19 protein-coding genes are annotated in these 17,176 nt (G+C 62.5%); 11 read left to right on the plus strand and 8 right to left on the minus strand.

Annotation, left to right across the window (positions count from 1 at the left end; genetic code table 11):
* Nucleotides 1-249: 249 nt before the first annotated feature.
* The 5 genes from ACX3OW_RS10935 to rpiB all read left to right on the plus strand — a co-directional run bounded on the left by ACX3OW_RS10935 (nucleotide 250) and on the right by rpiB (nucleotide 4,434).
* Nucleotides 250-942 (plus strand): ABC transporter ATP-binding protein, encoded by a 693-nt coding sequence (locus tag ACX3OW_RS10935; protein WP_459095792.1) that lies wholly within the window; start codon nucleotides 250-252, stop codon nucleotides 940-942.
* Nucleotides 942-1,775 (plus strand): ABC transporter permease, encoded by an 834-nt coding sequence (locus ACX3OW_RS10940; RefSeq protein ID WP_459095793.1) that lies wholly within the window; start codon nucleotides 942-944, stop codon nucleotides 1,773-1,775. The genes ACX3OW_RS10935 and ACX3OW_RS10940 overlap by 1 nt, the downstream gene beginning before the upstream one ends.
* Before the next feature lie 37 nt (nucleotides 1,776-1,812).
* Nucleotides 1,813-2,853: an ABC transporter substrate-binding protein gene (locus ACX3OW_RS10945; protein ID WP_459095794.1), complete on the plus strand. Its 1,041-nt coding sequence runs from the start codon at nucleotides 1,813-1,815 to the stop codon at nucleotides 2,851-2,853.
* 108 nt (nucleotides 2,854-2,961) lie between these two features.
* Nucleotides 2,962-3,927 carry a nucleoside hydrolase gene (locus ACX3OW_RS10950; RefSeq protein ID WP_459095795.1) on the plus strand — a complete coding sequence of 322 codons (966 nt, stop codon included), beginning with the start codon at nucleotides 2,962-2,964 and terminating at the stop codon, nucleotides 3,925-3,927.
* 60 nt (nucleotides 3,928-3,987) lie between these two features.
* Nucleotides 3,988-4,434: a ribose 5-phosphate isomerase B gene (gene rpiB / locus ACX3OW_RS10955; RefSeq protein WP_459095796.1), complete on the plus strand. Its 447-nt coding sequence runs from the start codon at nucleotides 3,988-3,990 to the stop codon at nucleotides 4,432-4,434.
* Between the two features lie 60 nt (nucleotides 4,435-4,494).
* Here the strand turns inward: rpiB and ACX3OW_RS10960 are convergent, their stop codons facing one another.
* Nucleotides 4,495-5,226, minus strand: a complete 732-nt coding sequence (locus tag ACX3OW_RS10960; RefSeq protein WP_459095797.1) for an SDR family oxidoreductase — start codon at nucleotides 5,224-5,226, stop codon at nucleotides 4,495-4,497.
* A gap of 115 nt (nucleotides 5,227-5,341) precedes the next feature.
* Between ACX3OW_RS10960 and ACX3OW_RS10965 the strand changes: the two genes are divergently transcribed.
* From ACX3OW_RS10965 to ACX3OW_RS10990, 6 genes are all read left to right on the plus strand, one after another.
* On the plus strand, nucleotides 5,342-6,325 hold the full coding sequence (locus tag ACX3OW_RS10965) for a TRAP transporter substrate-binding protein (protein ID WP_459095798.1): 984 nt from the start codon (nucleotides 5,342-5,344) through the stop codon (nucleotides 6,323-6,325).
* Between the two features lie 57 nt (nucleotides 6,326-6,382).
* Nucleotides 6,383-6,871, plus strand: a complete 489-nt coding sequence (locus ACX3OW_RS10970; RefSeq protein ID WP_459095799.1) for a TRAP transporter small permease — start codon at nucleotides 6,383-6,385, stop codon at nucleotides 6,869-6,871.
* Between the two features lie 2 nt (nucleotides 6,872-6,873).
* Entirely contained in the window at nucleotides 6,874-8,145 is a 1,272-nt protein-coding gene (locus ACX3OW_RS10975; RefSeq protein ID WP_459095800.1) for a TRAP transporter large permease, read from the plus strand.
* Nucleotides 8,146-8,157: 12 nt separating this feature from the next.
* Nucleotides 8,158-8,931 (plus strand): IclR family transcriptional regulator, encoded by a 774-nt coding sequence (locus ACX3OW_RS10980; protein WP_459095801.1) that lies wholly within the window; start codon nucleotides 8,158-8,160, stop codon nucleotides 8,929-8,931.
* Nucleotides 8,932-9,033: 102 nt separating this feature from the next.
* A complete protein-coding gene (locus ACX3OW_RS10985; RefSeq protein ID WP_459096099.1) occupies nucleotides 9,034-10,119 on the plus strand; it encodes a carbohydrate ABC transporter substrate-binding protein in 1,086 nt (361 codons plus the stop codon).
* Nucleotides 10,120-10,133: 14 nt separating this feature from the next.
* Nucleotides 10,134-11,276, plus strand: coding sequence for an extracellular solute-binding protein (locus tag ACX3OW_RS10990; protein ID WP_459095802.1), 1,143 nt, complete (start codon nucleotides 10,134-10,136; stop codon nucleotides 11,274-11,276).
* 45 nt (nucleotides 11,277-11,321) lie between these two features.
* Here the strand turns inward: ACX3OW_RS10990 and ACX3OW_RS10995 are convergent, their stop codons facing one another.
* The 7 genes from ACX3OW_RS10995 to ACX3OW_RS11025 form a co-directional block, all read right to left on the minus strand.
* Nucleotides 11,322-12,521, minus strand: coding sequence for a UxaA family hydrolase (locus ACX3OW_RS10995; RefSeq protein ID WP_459095803.1), 1,200 nt, complete (start codon nucleotides 12,519-12,521; stop codon nucleotides 11,322-11,324).
* On the minus strand, nucleotides 12,518-12,826 hold the full coding sequence (locus ACX3OW_RS11000; protein ID WP_459095804.1) for a UxaA family hydrolase: 309 nt from the start codon (nucleotides 12,824-12,826) through the stop codon (nucleotides 12,518-12,520). The genes ACX3OW_RS10995 and ACX3OW_RS11000 overlap by 4 nt, the downstream gene beginning before the upstream one ends.
* Before the next feature lie 9 nt (nucleotides 12,827-12,835).
* On the minus strand, nucleotides 12,836-13,525 hold the full coding sequence (locus ACX3OW_RS11005; RefSeq protein WP_459095805.1) for an RraA family protein: 690 nt from the start codon (nucleotides 13,523-13,525) through the stop codon (nucleotides 12,836-12,838).
* 21 nt (nucleotides 13,526-13,546) lie between these two features.
* The gene (locus ACX3OW_RS11010) at nucleotides 13,547-14,827 is read right to left on the minus strand and encodes a TRAP transporter large permease (protein WP_459095806.1); all 1,281 of its coding nucleotides are present in this window, start codon (nucleotides 14,825-14,827) and stop codon (nucleotides 13,547-13,549) included.
* Nucleotides 14,824-15,294 (minus strand): TRAP transporter small permease, encoded by a 471-nt coding sequence (locus tag ACX3OW_RS11015; protein ID WP_459095807.1) that lies wholly within the window; start codon nucleotides 15,292-15,294, stop codon nucleotides 14,824-14,826. Before ACX3OW_RS11015 ends, ACX3OW_RS11010 begins: the two co-directional genes overlap by 4 nt.
* Before the next feature lie 87 nt (nucleotides 15,295-15,381).
* Nucleotides 15,382-16,356 (minus strand): C4-dicarboxylate TRAP transporter substrate-binding protein, encoded by a 975-nt coding sequence (locus ACX3OW_RS11020; protein ID WP_459095808.1) that lies wholly within the window; start codon nucleotides 16,354-16,356, stop codon nucleotides 15,382-15,384.
* 43 nt (nucleotides 16,357-16,399) lie between these two features.
* Nucleotides 16,400-17,173 (minus strand): SDR family NAD(P)-dependent oxidoreductase, encoded by a 774-nt coding sequence (locus tag ACX3OW_RS11025; protein ID WP_459095809.1) that lies wholly within the window; start codon nucleotides 17,171-17,173, stop codon nucleotides 16,400-16,402.
* Between the last annotated feature and the right edge of the window lie 3 nt (nucleotides 17,174-17,176).

Genomic DNA, 17,176 nt, shown 5'->3' on the forward strand with positions numbered 1-17,176 from the left:
TCTTCTCTGGATGCCCCACAAACGGACGACTAACGCGCTTGACAAGCTTCGTGTCCAAAGTTAACATTTTAGAACGTTGTATCATAATGCAGAACGTCTCGACTGACCGCACGCCGCAGGATCACGCGATAGAAAAAACTAGAACGGCGCTCGAGATTGTCTCGGTTTCGACGAGAAATGAGGGAGGGTAATTTGTCAGTTCCAATTTCCATTCGAGGGGTATCTCGCTCGTTTGGTGCACTGCGAGCTTTGGACAATGTTGATCTGGAGATCGCCGCCGGGGAGTTCGTGGCGTTTGTCGGGCCTTCCGGGTGCGGCAAGACCACGCTGCTGCGTATCGTGGCCGATCTGGACACGCCCTCCACTGGAACCGTGACGATTGGCGGGGAAGGTCCGCGTGCCGCGCGCCGCAAGAAAATGCTCGGCCTGGTATCGCAACGGCCTGCCGTCTTGCCGTGGAAACGGGCGATTGATGACGTGCGGTTTACCCAGAGTGTCGCCAGAAAGGCCGGCCTTCCCGCCGAAGAACTGCTGCGGGACTTCGGTCTGGCGGGTCACGAGATGAAACGGCCGGCGCAGCTGTCAGGCGGCATGGTGCAGCGCGTCAACCTGGCCAGCGCCATCGCGCACGATCCGTCGCTATTGCTGATGGATGAGCCATTCTCGGCCCTCGATGAGCTCAAGCGCGAGGAAATCGGCAGCTGGTTCGGGCGCGAACTCAGCGTGCGGCCGCGTACCGTACTGTTCGTCACCCATCACATCGACGAGGCGGTGCTGCTGTCGGATCGGGTGATTGTTTTTTCGCCCGGCCCCGGCCGCATCCGGGAGGATGTGCGGGTTGATGCGCCCCGGCCGCGCCAGCCGAACTTTCGCAGCGACCCCGTCTTCATCAATACCACGGCGCATCTGCGTCGAATGTTGTTCGAGCGGGAAGAAGCATAATGACCCTTGCCAGCCAAAAATCCGTTAGCAGCCGGACTGGACGCGGCCAGTCCCTCGGCATAGCCGTGCTCGATCGCGTCGGCCGGGCCGTGATGAAGGTGGTCTTGCCGGCCCTGACCATCCTCGCGCTCTGGTATCTGGCAATATGGTGGTCCGGTTTGCCGGCCTTTGTGCTGCCAAGGCCGGAATCGGTGCTCAGCGCGCTGCTCGGGTCCTATCCGTTGATCTGGGAGCATCTGCTCGAGACCCTGAAGGTCGCGCTTATCGGCTACCTGATCGCCAACGTGCTGGGCATTGGCCTGGCCGTCTTCTTCGTGATTTTCCCCACGGGGAGAATGCTGACGATGCCGGCGGCCATCACTATTCGCAACATACCCTGGGTCATTCTCGTCTCGGTGCTGGGTCTTTCAATGGGCGATGGCATGGCCACCAAGGTCACGGTCATTGTCCTGGCCAGCTTCTTTCCCGTGATGGTCAATACCTATCGCGGATTGCTGTCCGTCGACTCCATCCTGCTTGACCGCATGCGGATCCTGGACGCCCCGGTGTGGGAGGTCTTTGCCAAGGTCCGCTTCCCCTATTCCCTGCCTTATATCGTGGCGGCCCAGGAAATTACGGTCAGCGCAAGCATCGTGGTGGCAATCGCGGTTGAGTGGATGATTTCACGAACTGGACTCGGGTATCTGATCAATCAGTCAATGATGCAATACCGAGGAGATCTGGTGTACGCAGTGGCGCTTGTTGCGGCTGTTATTTCAATCGCTGCATACACTACTGTCGTATATTTGGGCGAACGGCTAAATTGGAAAGACAAAACCGACAACGATCGGTGATGTCTTTGTAATAATCTGAAACACTATGGAGGAAAATATGAATAGTGTGCGTGTAGGTCTATCGGCAGCCGTGTTTGCGGCGAGCCTGTTCAGCATGTCGGGACATGTCAGCATCGCCCAGGAGCTGACCAATGTCCGGGTTGCCTTGCCGTGGTTCCGCAACGGGCAATATGCCGCCCTGATGGCGGCGGACGTGAACGGTTATTTCGCCGAGGAGGGGCTCAAGATCGAGCCAATCGACGGCGGTCCGGGCAAGAACCCGATCCTGACGGTCGGCACTGGCCAGGCTGAAATTGGCATCAGCTTCCCGTCGGCGGTCGTGTCGGCACGTGTGGCCGAGCAGCCTGTCGATGTCGTTGCGATCGGCGCGATCTATCAGATGTCCCCCTACGGCTGGGTGACGCTGGCCAATCCCGGCGATCCCGACCCCAAGCCAGAGGATATGGCGGGAAAGCGGGTTGGCATCCAGTCGGATGGCGAGATGTTCATCGCGGCCGTCGCCAATAAATACGGCTTCGACATGTCCAGCATCGATCTGACCACTGTGCAGGGTGGCGCCGAGCCGCTGCTGACGGGCGCGGTGGACTATGCCAGCGGCTGGGTCAACGACATCCCGTTCCAGATCGAAACGGAAACAGCCAAGCCGGACGCCGCCGATAGCATCAAGGGCAAGACCTGGAAGGCCATCTTGCTGGCCGAGGTCGGGTTTTCGAACTTCAACAACGTGATGATCGCGTCGGGTGACACCGTCCGGGACAATCCCGAAATGATCCGCAAGTTCATGAAGGCCCTGGCGCGCGGGCTGGAATTCATGGCGGCGGATACTGCAGCCACCGCCGCTATCTCGGTCGCATATCCCGGTCAGATCGACGGCATCGAAAAGCTGTCGTGGAGCATCCCGATCAGCAATGGCCTGCAGCAGAGCGACGCCACCAGAGAGCATGGCTACCTCTGGATGGAGCCTGAGGTCTGGGAAGGCGTGATGCAGTTCTATTTCGACAACAAGCTGCTCGCCCGCATGGTGCCGGTCGAGGAAATCATGACCAACGAATTCAACCCCGGCATCCTGTCCAAGTAGACGGCGTCGCCTGCAAATAATGCTCCCCGGCAGTCTTGCGCTGCCGGGGAGCGCCAGCCTCCTCTCCTGACCGCAAGACCGAAACCTTAGGAAAAATAGGTACGCTTGATGAGCAAGACTCGCATTATCCTGGACGTCGACACCGGCGTGGACGACGCCATGGCAATCCTCTATGCGCTCGGGCGCCCTGGAATTCAGCTCGAAGCCTGCACCACGGTGTATGGCAATACCGAAGTCGAGAACTCGACTGCCAACACCCTTGCCATGCTGCATCTGTGCGGCCGCGGCGACATTCCGGTGGCGGAGGGCGTGGGACGCCCGCTGCTGAAGCCCTTCGTAAAATCGGCTGCCCACATTCACGGCGAAAATGGCCTTGGCGGCGTGACGCTGCCGACCCCGCCGAACCGGGCGGTGAAAGAGCATGCCGTCGATCTGCTGATCCGCATGGCGCATGAGAACCCGGGCGAGATCTCCCTGCTGCCGGTCTCGCCGCTGACCAATATCGCCCTGGCCTTTGCCAAGGACCCTTCGATCGCCAAGCTGTTCAAGCAGGTGGTGATCATGGGGAGCAACCTGACCTTCCCCGGTATCCTGGGCATCAAGAGCACCAATGCCGATCCCAATTTCTACAACGATCCCGAAGCTGCCAGCATCGTCATGAATTCGGGCGCCAACATTGTTCTGGTCGGGGTCGACGCGACTGGCCTGGTACGGATGAACCGCACGCAGATGGAGTGGATCCGGAGCAATGGTGGCCAGCCGGCCAAGACGCTGATGGACATCACTGAATTCTACTACAATTTCTACATCAATCGGCAGGAGGTCCGGCCAGCGCATCTGCCGCGCGGCGCCGGCATGCACGACCCGTTGGCCGTGGCTATCGCCGAGGACCCGAGCCTGGCCACGATGGAAGCGATCCGGGGCGAAATCGAACTGACGGGTGAATACACCCGTGGCCAGTTGATCGCCGACCGGCGCCTGATCCCGGGTCAGGAGCCCAATGTGCGCATCTGCACCGACGTCAAAGCGGACGAATTCATGAACCGCTTCTGCGAAGCCATGACCAAGGTGTAAGCCAGCAAAACTACGTATCCCCGGCGGTTGCCGCCGGGGACCAGGCCAAGGGAGAATGAAATGGTGAACCCAAGAACCATTGCGATGGGCAATGATCACGTTGCCTTCGAGTTGAAGTTTTTCCTGAAGGACCTGCTCGAGGCCGCTGGCCACACCGTGCTGAATTTTGGCTGCGATTCTGCGGACAAGGTCGACTATCCCGATTTTGCCCGCAGTGTCGCCACGGCGATCGGAGGCGGCGAGGCCAGCATGGGGGTGCTCATCTGTGGCAGCGGCATCGGCATCAGCATCGCGGCCAACCGTTTCCCCCATATCCGCGCCGCCCTGGTGCATGACACTCTCGGCGCCCGCCTGTCCCGACAGCATAATGATGCGAATGTGTTGTGCCTTGGTGCGCAAACGCTGGGGCGCTGGACGGCGCGCGACTGCCTGGACACCTTCATGTCCACTACCTACGACGCGGAGTTGCACGGCCATCGGGTCAAGATGCTCGGCGAAATGTGCTAGTAGCGCATAAAAAAGTCCGGGCGCATGGCCCGGACGATTTCGAATTTAAGTTAGCGCCGCCTAGCAGGTCCAGCCGCCGTCGATGACGTGGATCTGGCCGGTCGTGTAGGTGGCGCCAGCCAGATAGACGGCCAGCTCGGCGATCTCCTCAGGGGCGCCAATGCGCCCGATCGGCTGACGGCCGATAAAGGCGGCGCGAGCGCCTTCATAGTCACCGGTCGCCTTCCAGCGCTCCTTGAGGGAGGGGCTGTCGACGGTGCCGGGGCAGATGGCGTTGCAGCGAATGCCAGCGCCAACATAATCAGCGGCAATGGATTTGGTGAGACCGATAACGGCCGCCTTGGTGGTGCCGTAGGCGCAGCGATTGATCACGCCCTTGGGGCTGCCGGCGACCGACGACATGTTGATGATGCTGCCATCACCGCGCTCGATCATGCCGGGCAGGATGGCCTGAATGGTGCGGACCTGCGCCTTGACGTTGAGGTCAAAGGCGAAGTCGAGTTCGGCATCGGTCATGTCCAGCAGCGTGCCGTTGTGGACGACGCCGGCACAGTTGAACAGCACGTCGATGGGGCCAAGCTGCGCCACTAACTGACGCACCGCTTCGGTATCGAGCACATTGAGCAGATGTGTCTCGATCGCAGGATGCTGGTCCATCTCGCCAAGCTGGGCGGCATTGATGTCGGTGGCGATCACCCTGGCGCCGGCAGCCGCGAAAGCCAAGGCGCTGGCCTTACCAATCCCCTGTGCCGCTGCGGTGATGAGCACGGTTTTCCCGTCGAGCTTGGTCATTTCCATCCTTCCATGGCTTCGGTTGACGTTTGGTAGTTCATCGATATATGAAAAACAATTGTCATATACGAAAATGCTGCAGGGAAGAGCCACGGCAGTAATCTGGGAGTTCTCCATGAAATTTATGTCCACCATTTCCGTGGCCGCGCTGACGGCTGTCCTGTTCTCTGGCGCGGCCCAGGCCGAATCCGTGCTGCGCTTCGCCCACATGAATTCGCCTGAACATTTTGTGCATGTGGCCGCCGCGCAGATGGCTGAGACCATTGCCGCGCGCAGCAATGGCGAGATCAAGATCGAGCTGTTCCCGAGCGGTCAGCTGGGCGAAAATGGCGCCGTCACCGAACAGATGTCGTTCGGCGCGGACCTGATGGGGCAGGTGGGTATCGGCATGCTGGCCGACTACGCCCCCGACTATTCCATCGTGCTGTACCCGTTCCTCTATCCCGATTTCGATGGCGCCAAGCGTCTGCTCGCCAGCGAGCTGATCAAGGAGCTTGAGGCCAAGGTCGCCGAAAGCAATATCAAGGTGATGTGCTACGCCCATTTTGGCGTGCGCGATCTCTATACCCAGTCCAGGGAAGTGCGCTCCCCCGCTGATTCCGAGGGCCTGAGCATCCGCGTGCAGCCGGTGACCATCTATACGGAGATGGTGCGCCTGGTGTTCGGCGGCGCGGCGACGCCGATGCCGTGGCCCGACGTCTATAGCGCGCTGGCGCAGGGCGTGATCGACGCGGCCGAAGCGCCGCCATCGTCGATCATCGACCAGAAGCACTATGAGAGCGCCAAGTTCCTCAGCCAGACCAACCACATGCTGGACATCATCCCGATCACCGTCAGCGGCTCCTGGTTCAATGCGCTCTCGGAACCCAATCAGGCGATTTTCCAGGAAGAAGCCGACGCCGCCTGTGACCGCATGTCGGAAGCCTCGATTGCGAGCTACGAAGCTGGCATTGCCGAGCTGGCCGCCCATGGCATGACCATCATCGCCGACATTGATCGCGCCGCCTTTGCCGATCGGGCCGCCGGTATCGCCGATGCCTTCCCGGAATGGAGCGAGGGCCTCTATGCCCGCGCCAAGGCCATCGTCGACAGCAAGTAAGCCTCATGCCGGCCTGGGTTTTGCCCGGGCCGGCATCGTCACGAAGTGGAGGGAAGGATGCGCGCATTTTTCAATGCCTTTGATGCTGTCTTGCGCGGCATCGACAGGGTCCTGATAGTTTTCGGCGTCGCCGTCATGGTGGTGCTGGTCGGCGTGGTGTTTGGGGCGGTGGTCATGCGCTACGCGTTCAATGCACCGCTGATTTTCTCGTTCGACCTGTCCACGCTGCTGTTTGCCTGGGTGGTTTTTGTCGGGCTGGCCGTGGCGGATCGCGATGATGCCCATATGGGGCTCGACCTGATTTCCGGGATCAAGGCTCCCGGCATCCGCAATGCGCTCACCGCGCTGCGGATCGTGCTGGTCACCGCGCTATGCGGCTATCTCGCCTGGACCGGTTACCAGCTCTTTATCCGTACCGGCGCCCAGATTCCCTCGCTGCGCATTTCGGCGCGCTGGCTCTATGCCAGCATGCCGATCGGCTTCGGGCTGTTGGCGCTGTCTTATCTTGGCCGCCTGGCGCGGCTGGCTGCCGGCGGAGTGCGCTGATCATGTTGTGGCTTATTGCAGTTCTTTTTCCTGTCCTGCTGTTGTTGGGCATGCCCGTCGGGCTCATCCTGTTGTCGCTGTCGGTCGCCTATGTGGTGTTCGAGCCGGCGGTGATGGATGTGGTGCTGGCGCAGCGCATCGTGCAGGGCACCCAGAGCTTTCCGCTGCTGGCGGTGCCGTTGTTCATCCTCACCGGCGAGCTGATGAATATTTCGGGCATCAGCCGCCGCGTCATGGATTTTGCCGGGGTGCTGACCCGTCGCATGTGGGGCGGGTTGGCGCAGACCAACGTGCTGCTGTCGACGCTGCTGGCCGGTATGTCGGGTTCGGCCAATGGCGATGCGGCCATGCAGGCCAAAATTCTCGTGCCCGAGATGACCAAGCGCGGCTATCCGCTGGCCTATTCCAGCGCCCTGACCGCCATGTCGTCGCTGATTGCGCCGATGATCCCACCCGGGATCGGCTTGATCCTGTTCGGCTTCGTCACCAACACCTCCATCGGCGCGCTGTTTGCGGGCGCCGTGCTGCCCGGCCTGCTGCTGGCGGTGATGATGATGGGCCAGACCTATGTCATTACCCGCAGGAACCGCTGGGATCCGCCGACCGAGGCCAAGCCGAGCGACCCCGCATTGTTCCGGGCCTTCCTGATGGCGCTGCCGGCGATTTTGCTGCCGGTGCTGATCATCCTGGGCATTCGCGGTGGTATCTTCACCCCGGCCGAAGCGGCGGGTGTAGCGGTGGTTTATACCCTGATCTGCGTCATTGCCTATCGCGAGGCCGACTGGAAGTCGGTCTGGCTGGCGATGCGCTCGACGGTATCGACCACGGCGGCGATCATTCTGGTGCTGGCGGCCTCGACGGCCTTCAGCTGGGTGCTGACCTTTGAACGGGTGCCGCAGACCATTGCCGAAGGCCTGTTGCAGGTGACCGACAACAGCACGCTACTGCTGACGCTGATTGCCGGGGTGCTGCTGATAGCTGGGGCCTTTATCGAGGGCACGGCGCTGATCCTGATCCTGGGGCCGATCTTTCTGCCGGTGACCAATGCTCTGGGCATCGATCCGGTGCATTACGGCGTGGTCTTCGTGCTGATGGCGCATCTGGGCGGTGTTACTCCGCCGGTGGGCACGATCATGTTCACCACCTGCACCATCACCAAGACGCCGCTGATGGCGTTCACCCGCGCCGTGCTGCCGATGATTGCCGCCTATCTGGTGTTTGCCATGGTGCTGATCGCGGTTCCGGTGCTCAGTACCGGCTTGGCCCATCTCTAGCGCGAGGACATGATGAGCGAGGACAACACCCAGAACGGGGATGCCGGCCAGCCGAGCTATTCGGCGCCGGCGGTCGACAAGGCCTTCGAGATCATCGACCTGGTGGCCGGTGAAATCGCCGGGCTGACCGTGACCGACATGGCGGTGCGGCTGGGGCGGTCGACCAGCCAGATCTACCGGGTGGTGGTCTCGCTGCACCGGCTGGGCCTGTTGCATCGCGATGAGGAGAGCGACCGCTATGCCCTCACGCTCAAGCTGTTCGAGATAGCCAGCCGGCACCCGCCGCTGCAACGGCTGATCGGCCATGCGACGCCCATTCTGGAACGGCTGGCCGAAGAGACCGACCAGTCTTGTCATCTGGCCGCCATCAGTGGCGCCTCGCTGGTCATTCTGGCGCAGGCCGATAGCCCTATGGCGATGCATTATACCATCCGGCTGGGCTCGCGCTTTCCGGTCATGGAAACCAGCTCGGGCGTGGCCATTGCGGCGCATCAGTCTGCCGCCCGCCAGCAGAGCTTGCTGGACGGTTTTTCTGCCAGCGAACAGGCGGCATTCCGCAGCCGCTTTGCCGAGCTCGTGGCCAATGGCTTCGAACGGCGCGAGAGCGAGGTGACTGCTGGGGTGGTCAATCTCAGTACGCCGATTTTGGACGCGCAGGGGCGCTCGCTGGGCGCGATCACCTGCCTGTTCCTGCCGCAGCGGCGGATGCGCGCCACGCTGGACACAGTGCTGGAAAAGGTCGTCGAAGCCGGCCAGCAGCTCAACACCATCATGCAGAACGCCTGAGCGCCGCCACTGCTGCGGCGCCCTCGGCGATAGTTTATTTCGGAGACTGATTTGACAACGCTCAAAGGTATTACCTGGCGTCATCCGCGCGGCTTTGACCCGATGGTGGCAACCTCCAGCCAATGGCAGGCGCTGACCGGCGTGACCATTGAATGGGAGCAGCGGAGCCTGCAGGATTTCGAGAGCTTCCCGGTCGATGAGCTGGCGCGGCGCTACGATCTGCTGGTGATCGATCATCCCCATGTTGGCCAGATTGCGCGCGAGAATTGCCTGGTGCCGCTGGATCGTGCCGACCGGGCCGAGGCGCTGGCCGGGCTGGCTGCCCATTCGGTGGGTCAGTCATTTGCCAGCTATCACTGGCAGGGGCACCAGTGGGCGCTGCCCATCGATGCGGCCGCGCAGGTGCAGGCCTATCGTCCTGATCTGCTGGGCGGGCCGGTGACGCGCTGGGAACAGGTCGTTGAGCTGGCCGAACAGGGGCGCGTGCTGATTCCGATGCGGTCGCCGCATGCGCTGATGAGCTTTTATACGCTAGCGGCCAATCTGGGCACGCCCTGCGCGGCGGCGCCGGGTGGCAAGCTGATCGAGGAAGCCGCCGGCGTGCGGGTGCTGGAACTGCTGGCCGAATTGATGGGCCTGGTCCGCGACGATTGCTGGGAGCTTGATCCCATCGCCGCGCTGGAACTGCTGGCCAGCGACGACACCGATACGGCCCTGCTGCCGCTGACCTATGGCTATCTCAGCTACGCCACCGACGGTTTCCGCCCGCAGCGGGCCGGCTTTGCCGATATTCCTGCGGCTGGCGTTTCCGGTCCGATCGGATCGGCACTGGGCGGCACCGGCATTGCCGTGTCCAACCATTCGGCGGCCATCGAGCAGGCGCTCGACTATGCGTTCTGGGTGGCCGGCGAGGCCGTACAAAAGACCACCTATACCCAGGCCGGCGGTCAGGCGGGCCATGCGGCGGCCTGGGATGACGAAGCGGTCAATGCACCGGTTCTTGGCTTCTATCGCCAGACCCGCGCCACTCTCGAAGGCGCCTGGGTGCGGCCGCGTCACGATGGCTACATGGCGTTTCAGAAAGCCGGCTCGGCGATCCTCGAAAACGGGTTGCGCAACAATGAGTCCGGCGCGGCCATCATCGCCGCCCTCAACGCGGCCTATGCTGCATCGCTGCCGACGGCATAGACAACGGGGACGATATGGCTGGGATTGACAAGGTGCGGTTGCGCGGCATGACGTGGGGCCATACCCGCGGTTACGATCCGATGGTGGTGACGTCGCAGGTGTTTGCCGAGCGCCATCCCGGCGTCGAGATTGTCTGGGAGCAGCGCCCGCTGCAGGCTTTCGCCGATCGGCCGCTCGGGGCGATGAGCCTCGAATATGACCTGATGGTGATCGATCATCCCCATGTCGGGGAAGCGGCGGCAGGTGGCCATTTGCTGACGCTGGACGGGCTGGGGCGCGATGCCGAACTGGCGCTGCTGGCGGCGGAGTCGGTGGGCGTGTCGCACGCCTCCTATGAATTCGGCGGTCGGCAATGGGCGCTGGCCATCGACGCGGCCACTCCCATTTCCATCTACCGGCCCGACCTGCTGGCGGCGGCGCCGACCAGTTGGGCCGAGGTCGTGGCGCTGGCCGAACAGGGCCAGGTGATCTGGCCGCTTAAGCCGATCAATGCGCTGATGAGCTTTTTCAATCTGCTGGCCAATCAGCGTGCGCCGTTCGGCGCCAATGGCATTGGGGCCGATCCGGCCATCGCTATCGCCGTGCTGGAAACCATGCGCGCCGTGGCGCGGCATGTGCCCGAGCCCTGTTTCGCCATGGACCCGATCGAGGCGTACGAATGGCTGTCGGCGCGCTCAAGCCACAGCTATGTGCCCTATCTTTACGGCTACACCAATTATTCGCGCCCCGGCTTCCGTCCGCATTACGTGCAGGCGGCCAATATTCCGGCGCTGGGCGATGCCGGGCCGCTGGGGTCGCCGATTGGCGGCACTGGTATCGCGATTTCGGCCCATACGCGCCATGCGGCGCTGGCGGCTGAATATGCGTTCTGGATCGCCTCGGCGGAGTGTCAGCGCGGGCTGTATTTTGCGGCCGGTGGGCAACCAGCCAATATCGTGGCTTGGCGTGATGCGGACTGCAATGCGGCTTCCGGCAATTTCTTTGCCGCGACGCTGCCGACGCTGGAGCAGTCTTATCTGCGGCCCCGTCACCATGGCTATATGGCGTTCCAGGATATTGGCGGCGATCTGGTGCATGCTTGCCTCGTCGGGACCATGACGCCGGCGGATTGTGCCGCCGCCATCAACGCGGCCTATGCCGACAGCTTTGCTGCCTGAATAGATAAGGGGCACCGGTCACCCGATGCCCCTTTTTGGTCTGGATCAGCTGGGCAGGCAGGCTGGGCCCGCCGGCTCGAACGACTTGTAGGTCAGGATGAATTCGCGGTGGCCTAGCGCTTCGGACTTGGTCTGGGCGCCGGCAGCGACTTCCTGGATCAGCGCGAAGATTTCGGCGCCAACGTCGTCGAGGCTGGCCGCGCCCTCGAGGATGCGGCCCGCGTCGACGTCCATGTCGTCTTCCATCTTGCGATAGGTGTCGGGGTTGGCGCAGACCTTGATCACCGGGGCAATGGCCGAGCCGACGACCGAACCGCGCCCGGTGACGAACAGCGTCATATGGCTGCCCGAAGCGATCAGTTCGACGATTTCGGCGGTGTCCGAGATATTGGGGAAGCCGTAGCGCACTTCACCATCCGGGACGACGTCCATCAGATACAGCCCGCCGCGCGGCGGCACGGTGCCTGGCTTGACGATGCCCGAAATCGGCGAGGAACCGGATTTGGCATAGGCGCCCATCGACTTCTCCTCGATGGTGGAAAGGCCGCCATCAGCATTGCCGGGAGCAAAGCTGCCATAGCCCAGGGTTGCGTAATAGGTCGCGGCCTTGGCGACCGAGGCGCGCAATTCATCCCCGAGCGCCGGGGTGATGGCGCGGCTGGCCATGATCTCTTCGCAGCCGATCAACTCGCCGGTTTCCTCGAAGATGCAGGTCGCGCCGGCCGACACCAGCGTGTCGAAGGCCCGGCCAACTGCCGGATTGCCGGTCAGCCCACTGGTGCCATCCGAGCCGCCACAGACGGTGCCGATGATCAGTTCTTCAACGGCCATTGGCACAGTGGGGGCGTTGCGCAGGGCCGCGAGCTGGGACTGCACCCAGTCCTTGCCGGCCTTGATGGTCTTGAGCGAGCCGCCATCATTCTGGATGGTCAGCGTATGCACCGGACGACCGCTTTTTTCCACGATATCGGCCAGCGAGAACTTGTTGAAGCTTTCGCAGCCGAGCGACAGCAGCAGCACCGCCCCGATATTGGGGTGGGTGCAGAGCTTTTCCATCATCTGCTGGGCATAGGCATTGGGGTAGCAGCCGGGAAAGCCGATCAGATGCACATCGCCATCGGGCGACGAGGAAACGATCTGGCGGCCGACATGGTGGGCGCATTCCACCAGATAGGCGACCGCCATCACGTTGCGGATGCCCTTGCGTCCGTCCGCACGCGGATAGCCGCGCATTGCCGTGCTCATGGGGTTGCCTCGCTGGTCGGTTTGGCGATCACATGGGTGGCCGTGTAATCGCTCTTGATGTTGTGGATATGCACGGACTCGCCGACCCGGATCGCCTGGGTCGCCGAGCCGATCGGAGCACCGTATTTGAGGATCTTGTCCCCGGCCGCGATCGCCTGGCGGGCGATCTTGTGGCCGCGGTCGAGCAAGGCGCCGAGCACCACCTTGTCGTCCTCGACGATCACGGCCTCACCGGCCGGGATCGGTTCGCGGGCCACCAGGATATTGTCCTGGGGCGAGAGCAGCAGCAGACGCGGATCAGTCATGGCCAATCCTTACATCACGCCGAAGGTGCTAAAGGCCTCGGTGGCGCTCATGCCCTGCTTGATGGCCTCGGCCACCTGATTTTCGGTGCGGGTCTTTTCCAGCGCCTGGGTCACGACCTCATCGACAATGGCGGTCGGGATGATCAGCACGCCTTCGTCATCGCCATACACCATATCGCCGGGATTGATGGTGATGCCACCGATCTCGATGGTGGTGCGATAGTCGATCACCTTGCCGCGCGGGCCCTGATCCTGGGCATAGATGCCCCGGCAGAAGGTCGGGAAACCCAGCGCCTGGATTTCGCCCACGTCACGCACATAACCATCCAGCACGGCGCCGCCGGCCTTGAGATGGGTGGCGCGGGTCGACATCAACCCGCCCCAGATGGCGTAGTTGAGCGACGCGCCGGTGGCGATGTAGATCTCGCCTTCCTTGAGGTCGTCCAGCGCTTCGAGCATCAGCCCGAACGGCTTGTGCGCCAGCGGACCGGCGGAGCTGTCGAGGCCATTGCCGAACACGTCGGCTTCCAGCACCGGCATGGCACGGCCGGCAATGCGGGTGCCCGGCGCCAGCGGCGCCAGGCCGGCTGGCAGGAACTGCTTGCGGTAGCCCATCACGTCGAGGATATCGCCCACCACGGCGGTGAACAGGTCCTCTTTGAGAATGCGGATAGTTTCCGCCTCAGTGCGCTTGGTCATGGAAAAGTCTTTCGTCACTAACTAACTGCCGCTCGAGAGGAGCAGCGAGATTGCAGGAATGTAGGTGATCAGCAGCAGGCCGAGGAGCAGCGCCGCATAGAGGCCAAGCGACTGGCGGGTGAATTCCGCCACATTGACCTTCGTGATGTTGCACACCACCAGCATCACGGTGCCGATCGGCGGCGTGAGCGTGCCCACCGAGAGGTTGACGATCAGGATGATGCCGAAATGGATCGGGTCAATGCCCATCGCCAGAACGGTCGGCATCAGCAGCGGCACGAGCACGATCATCAGCGCGGTGCCTTCGAGCAGGCAGCCGAGCCCGAGGAACAGCACGTTGAGCAGCAGCAGGAACAGGTATTTGTTGTCGCTGATGGCGACAATGCTGGCAGCCAGCGTCTGACCGACCTGCTCGAGCGAGAACACCCAGGCCAGCGCCGAGCTGGCCATGATGATCAGCATGACAGAGGCCGTCGACTTGGCGGTTTCGACCAGCGCGTCGCCGACATGGGACAGGCGCATTTCGCGATAGACGATGAAACCGATGAAGATGACGAAGGCCACGGCAAAGGCGCCGGCTTCGGTGGGGGTGAAGATGTTGGCGCGGATGCCGCCGATAACGGCCACCACCAGCAGCACGGCCGGCCACGCCGAGATGAGGGTTGCACCAACTTCGGTGCGCTTGGGCCAGGTGGTCCGGGTCGGCTTGTAACCGCGGCGCACCGAGATGATGTAAACCGTGATTAGCAGCAGCAGGGCCAGCAGCAGGCCTGGCAGAATGCCGGCCATGAACATGCGGCCCACCGAGACGTTGGCGAGCAGGGCGTAGATGATGAGCGCAATGCCGGGCGGAATGATCGGGGTGATCAGCGAGCCAAAGGCAGTGACCGCCGCGGCGAAGCCACGATTATAGCCCTGCTTTTCCATTTCCGGCACCATCATGCGCGCGGTCATGGCGGCATCGGCGAGGTTGGAGGCGCTGAGGCCGCCCATCAAGGTCGAGAGCATGACGTTGGCCATGGCCATGCCGCCGCGAAAGCGGCCGACCAGCAGGTCAGCGACGCTGAGCATGCGTCGGGCAATGCCGGTATGGCCCATCAGGGTGCCGAGCAGGATGAAGAACGGGATGGCGAGCAGCGACACGTTCTGCGTCGGGCTGATCACGCGCTGGATGGCGATGGTGATCGGGACCTGATTGAAGAACAGGAAATAGACCAGCACGGCCACGAGGATGGCGATGTAGAGGCGCATATTGAGAGCAATAAGCGCCAGCATTACGAGAATTACGGTGGTAAGGGTCATTCAGCATCGTCCTCGGCGAGGGCACGGAAACCCTTGATGGCGTCGATCAGCATGTAGAGCGCGATTCCGACCGCTCCGACTGGAATGGCGATGTCGATCCAGAGCCAGGAAATGCGCAGGATGGACGTGACCTTGAACTGCACCGACAGCGCCAGCTGCAGGCCAATCCAGCCCACATAAAGAATGACGGCGACGGATGCGGACGCGACGATGGCGTTGACCAGCAGGCGCGCGCGCTTGGGCATGGCGTCGGTGAGCAGTGAGATGGTCAGATGCTGGCCGTCGCGCTCGGCGGCGATGGCGCCGAACATCACGATCCAGATCATCAGCAGGCCGCTGACTTCTTCGGACCAGTGCACGGGCTGTCCCACGGCATAGCGCATGACCACGGCGTAGTTGGCGATGCCGACCAGCACCAGCAGCGGCACGGCCGCCAGCCAGTTGATCGGCTTTTCAAGGAACTTCATTGTCGTCTCCGGAACAGCAACCGACCCGCCATGGCGCGCAGCTTGCAAGACAAGGGATGCGGCGGGCAGGGCGCCCGCCGCACACGATTACTGAATTTCAGCCTGGATCAGGTCGTAAAGGCCTGGGGTCCATTCCGGGAACTCGGAGTAAACCTTCATGCTCAGCTCCTTGAACGGAGCGGTGTCGACTTCGATGACTTCGACGCCGGCGGCCTTCATTTCTTCGACCATCTTGGCGTCCAGGTCGGTGATGAGCTGCTGGCTATAGAGGCCAGCTTCATAAGCCGTTTCCTGGATCAGGGCAGCGTCCTCGGGAGCGAGGGTGGAGAAATAGGCCTCGCCGCCAATGAACATGGCGGTGTTGGTCAGGTAGTTGATCATCGAGAGGTACTTGGCCTCTTCGTGGAACTTCTGGCCGTAGAGCACGGCAATCGGGTTTTCCACGCCGTCGATCACGCCCTGCGCCAATGCGCCGAAGGTCTCGCCCAGCGGCAGCGGGGTCGCGGTTGCGCCCATGGCCTCGAGGATCTTGATCTGCATGATGTTGTTCGGCACGCGGATCTTCATGCCGGCCAGGTCAGCCGGGGTACGAACCGGCTTGGTGGTGATCAGCTGACGCACGCCATAAAGCAGGTTTGGCATGACGATGCGGATGCCCTTGGCGCGCAGCGCTTCGTCATGGGCCTTGAACCACTCGCCATCATAGATGGCGAACAGCTTGGCCGGATCTTCGACCAGGTAGGGCCCGAACAGCACGCCCAGATCGGGCTCATAGTCGGCCAGGAAGCCGACGTCGCTGATCTGCACGACGTTGAGGCCGGCAATGGCCTGCTCGGTCACGTCAGCCTTGGAGCCCATCTGCGAGCTGGGATAGAGTTCGAGGGCGATGCGGCCGCCGCTCTTCTCGGCAACCAGATCTTTCCAGTAATTGGCGACGATATCGACCGGCTCGCCAGGATTGTTTTCATAGGCGACGCGCAGCTTGACGTCCTGTGCGGCAACGCCGGTTACACCCAGGGCAAGCACGCAGAGCGCGACGCCGCCAACAAGTTTCTTCAACATAGTAGTCGTTTCCTCCAACGAACCACGGCAGGGTGCCGCGGCTTTAAAATCCAATGACTCCCCCACCGTCGACGACGAGGGTTTGTCCGGTTACGTAGGCTGCGGCAGGCGACGCCAGATAGACGCAGGCCCAACCTATGTCTTCCGGCCGACCCAGGGTGTTGGTCTGGATGCGGCCAAGAATTTTTGCTTTGCGCGCCGGATCGGCGGCAGTGGCGGCGCGGAACAGATCGGTGTCGATCCAGCCCGGCGCGACGGCGTTGACGCGGATGCCGCGCCCGGCGAATTCGGCCGACAGGCCGCGCACGACGCCGGTGATGGCGGTTTTGGATGCGGTGTAGCCCAGCACCAAAGGCTGGCCGATAAACGAGGTCATCGAGGCGGTGAAGATCACCGAACCGGCGCCGCGTTCCAGCTGCGGGCCGAGCACCGAGCGCGTCAGTTCGAGCGCGCCGCGCACATGCACGTCGAAGACCTGATCGAAGTCGGCCATGGTCGACTGCTCGAACGGCTTCTTGACGGTGTTGCCGGCATTGTTGACCAGAATATCGATCGGGCCCTGGCGCTCGAGAATGCCGGCCGCGGCGGCGGCAACGCCATCCACATCGGCCAGGTCGAGGGTTTCGGCAGCAGCATTGCCGCCGAGTTCGGCCACGGCTGCGTCGAGCACCTCACGGCGGCGGCCCGCGACGATGACGCGTGCGCCGGCGCTGGCCATGCAGCGGGCAATGGCGAGGCCAAGCCCCGAGCCACCACCGGTGACCAAAGCGGTTTTGCCTGCCAGGCCAAAGGCCTGCGCCCAATCAGCTTGCGACATGGT

The sequence above is a fragment of the Devosia sp. A449 genome (assembly GCF_054489375.1).

Bases quoted from the DNA above. Each gene is read 5' to 3' on its own strand.
- ACX3OW_RS11005 (WP_459095805.1), bottom strand. From the start codon at position 13,525: ATGACCAAGCGCACTGAGGCGGAAACTATCCGCATTCTCAAAGAGGAC.
- ACX3OW_RS10970 (WP_459095799.1), top strand. From the start codon at position 6,383: ATGCGCGCATTTTTCAATGCCTTTGATGCTGTCTTGCGCGGCATCGAC.
- ACX3OW_RS11000 (WP_459095804.1), bottom strand. From the start codon at position 12,826: ATGACTGATCCGCGTCTGCTGCTGCTCTCGCCCCAGGACAATATCCTG.
- ACX3OW_RS10975 (WP_459095800.1), top strand. From the start codon at position 6,874: ATGTTGTGGCTTATTGCAGTTCTTTTTCCTGTCCTGCTGTTGTTGGGC.
- ACX3OW_RS11020 (WP_459095808.1), bottom strand. From the start codon at position 16,356: ATGTTGAAGAAACTTGTTGGCGGCGTCGCGCTCTGCGTGCTTGCCCTG.
- ACX3OW_RS10965 (WP_459095798.1), top strand. From the start codon at position 5,342: ATGAAATTTATGTCCACCATTTCCGTGGCCGCGCTGACGGCTGTCCTG.
- rpiB (WP_459095796.1), top strand. From the start codon at position 3,988: ATGGTGAACCCAAGAACCATTGCGATGGGCAATGATCACGTTGCCTTC.
- ACX3OW_RS10990 (WP_459095802.1), top strand. From the start codon at position 10,134: ATGGCTGGGATTGACAAGGTGCGGTTGCGCGGCATGACGTGGGGCCAT.
- ACX3OW_RS11010 (WP_459095806.1), bottom strand. From the start codon at position 14,827: ATGACCCTTACCACCGTAATTCTCGTAATGCTGGCGCTTATTGCTCTC.
- ACX3OW_RS10945 (WP_459095794.1), top strand. From the start codon at position 1,813: ATGAATAGTGTGCGTGTAGGTCTATCGGCAGCCGTGTTTGCGGCGAGC.
- ACX3OW_RS10995 (WP_459095803.1), bottom strand. From the start codon at position 12,521: ATGAGCACGGCAATGCGCGGCTATCCGCGTGCGGACGGACGCAAGGGC.
- ACX3OW_RS10950 (WP_459095795.1), top strand. From the start codon at position 2,962: ATGAGCAAGACTCGCATTATCCTGGACGTCGACACCGGCGTGGACGAC.
- ACX3OW_RS10980 (WP_459095801.1), top strand. From the start codon at position 8,158: ATGAGCGAGGACAACACCCAGAACGGGGATGCCGGCCAGCCGAGCTAT.
- ACX3OW_RS10985 (WP_459096099.1), top strand. From the start codon at position 9,034: ATGGTGGCAACCTCCAGCCAATGGCAGGCGCTGACCGGCGTGACCATT.
- ACX3OW_RS10960 (WP_459095797.1), bottom strand. From the start codon at position 5,226: ATGACCAAGCTCGACGGGAAAACCGTGCTCATCACCGCAGCGGCACAG.
- ACX3OW_RS10940 (WP_459095793.1), top strand. From the start codon at position 942: ATGACCCTTGCCAGCCAAAAATCCGTTAGCAGCCGGACTGGACGCGGC.
- ACX3OW_RS11025 (WP_459095809.1), bottom strand. From the start codon at position 17,173: ATGTCGCAAGCTGATTGGGCGCAGGCCTTTGGCCTGGCAGGCAAAACC.
- ACX3OW_RS11015 (WP_459095807.1), bottom strand. From the start codon at position 15,294: ATGAAGTTCCTTGAAAAGCCGATCAACTGGCTGGCGGCCGTGCCGCTG.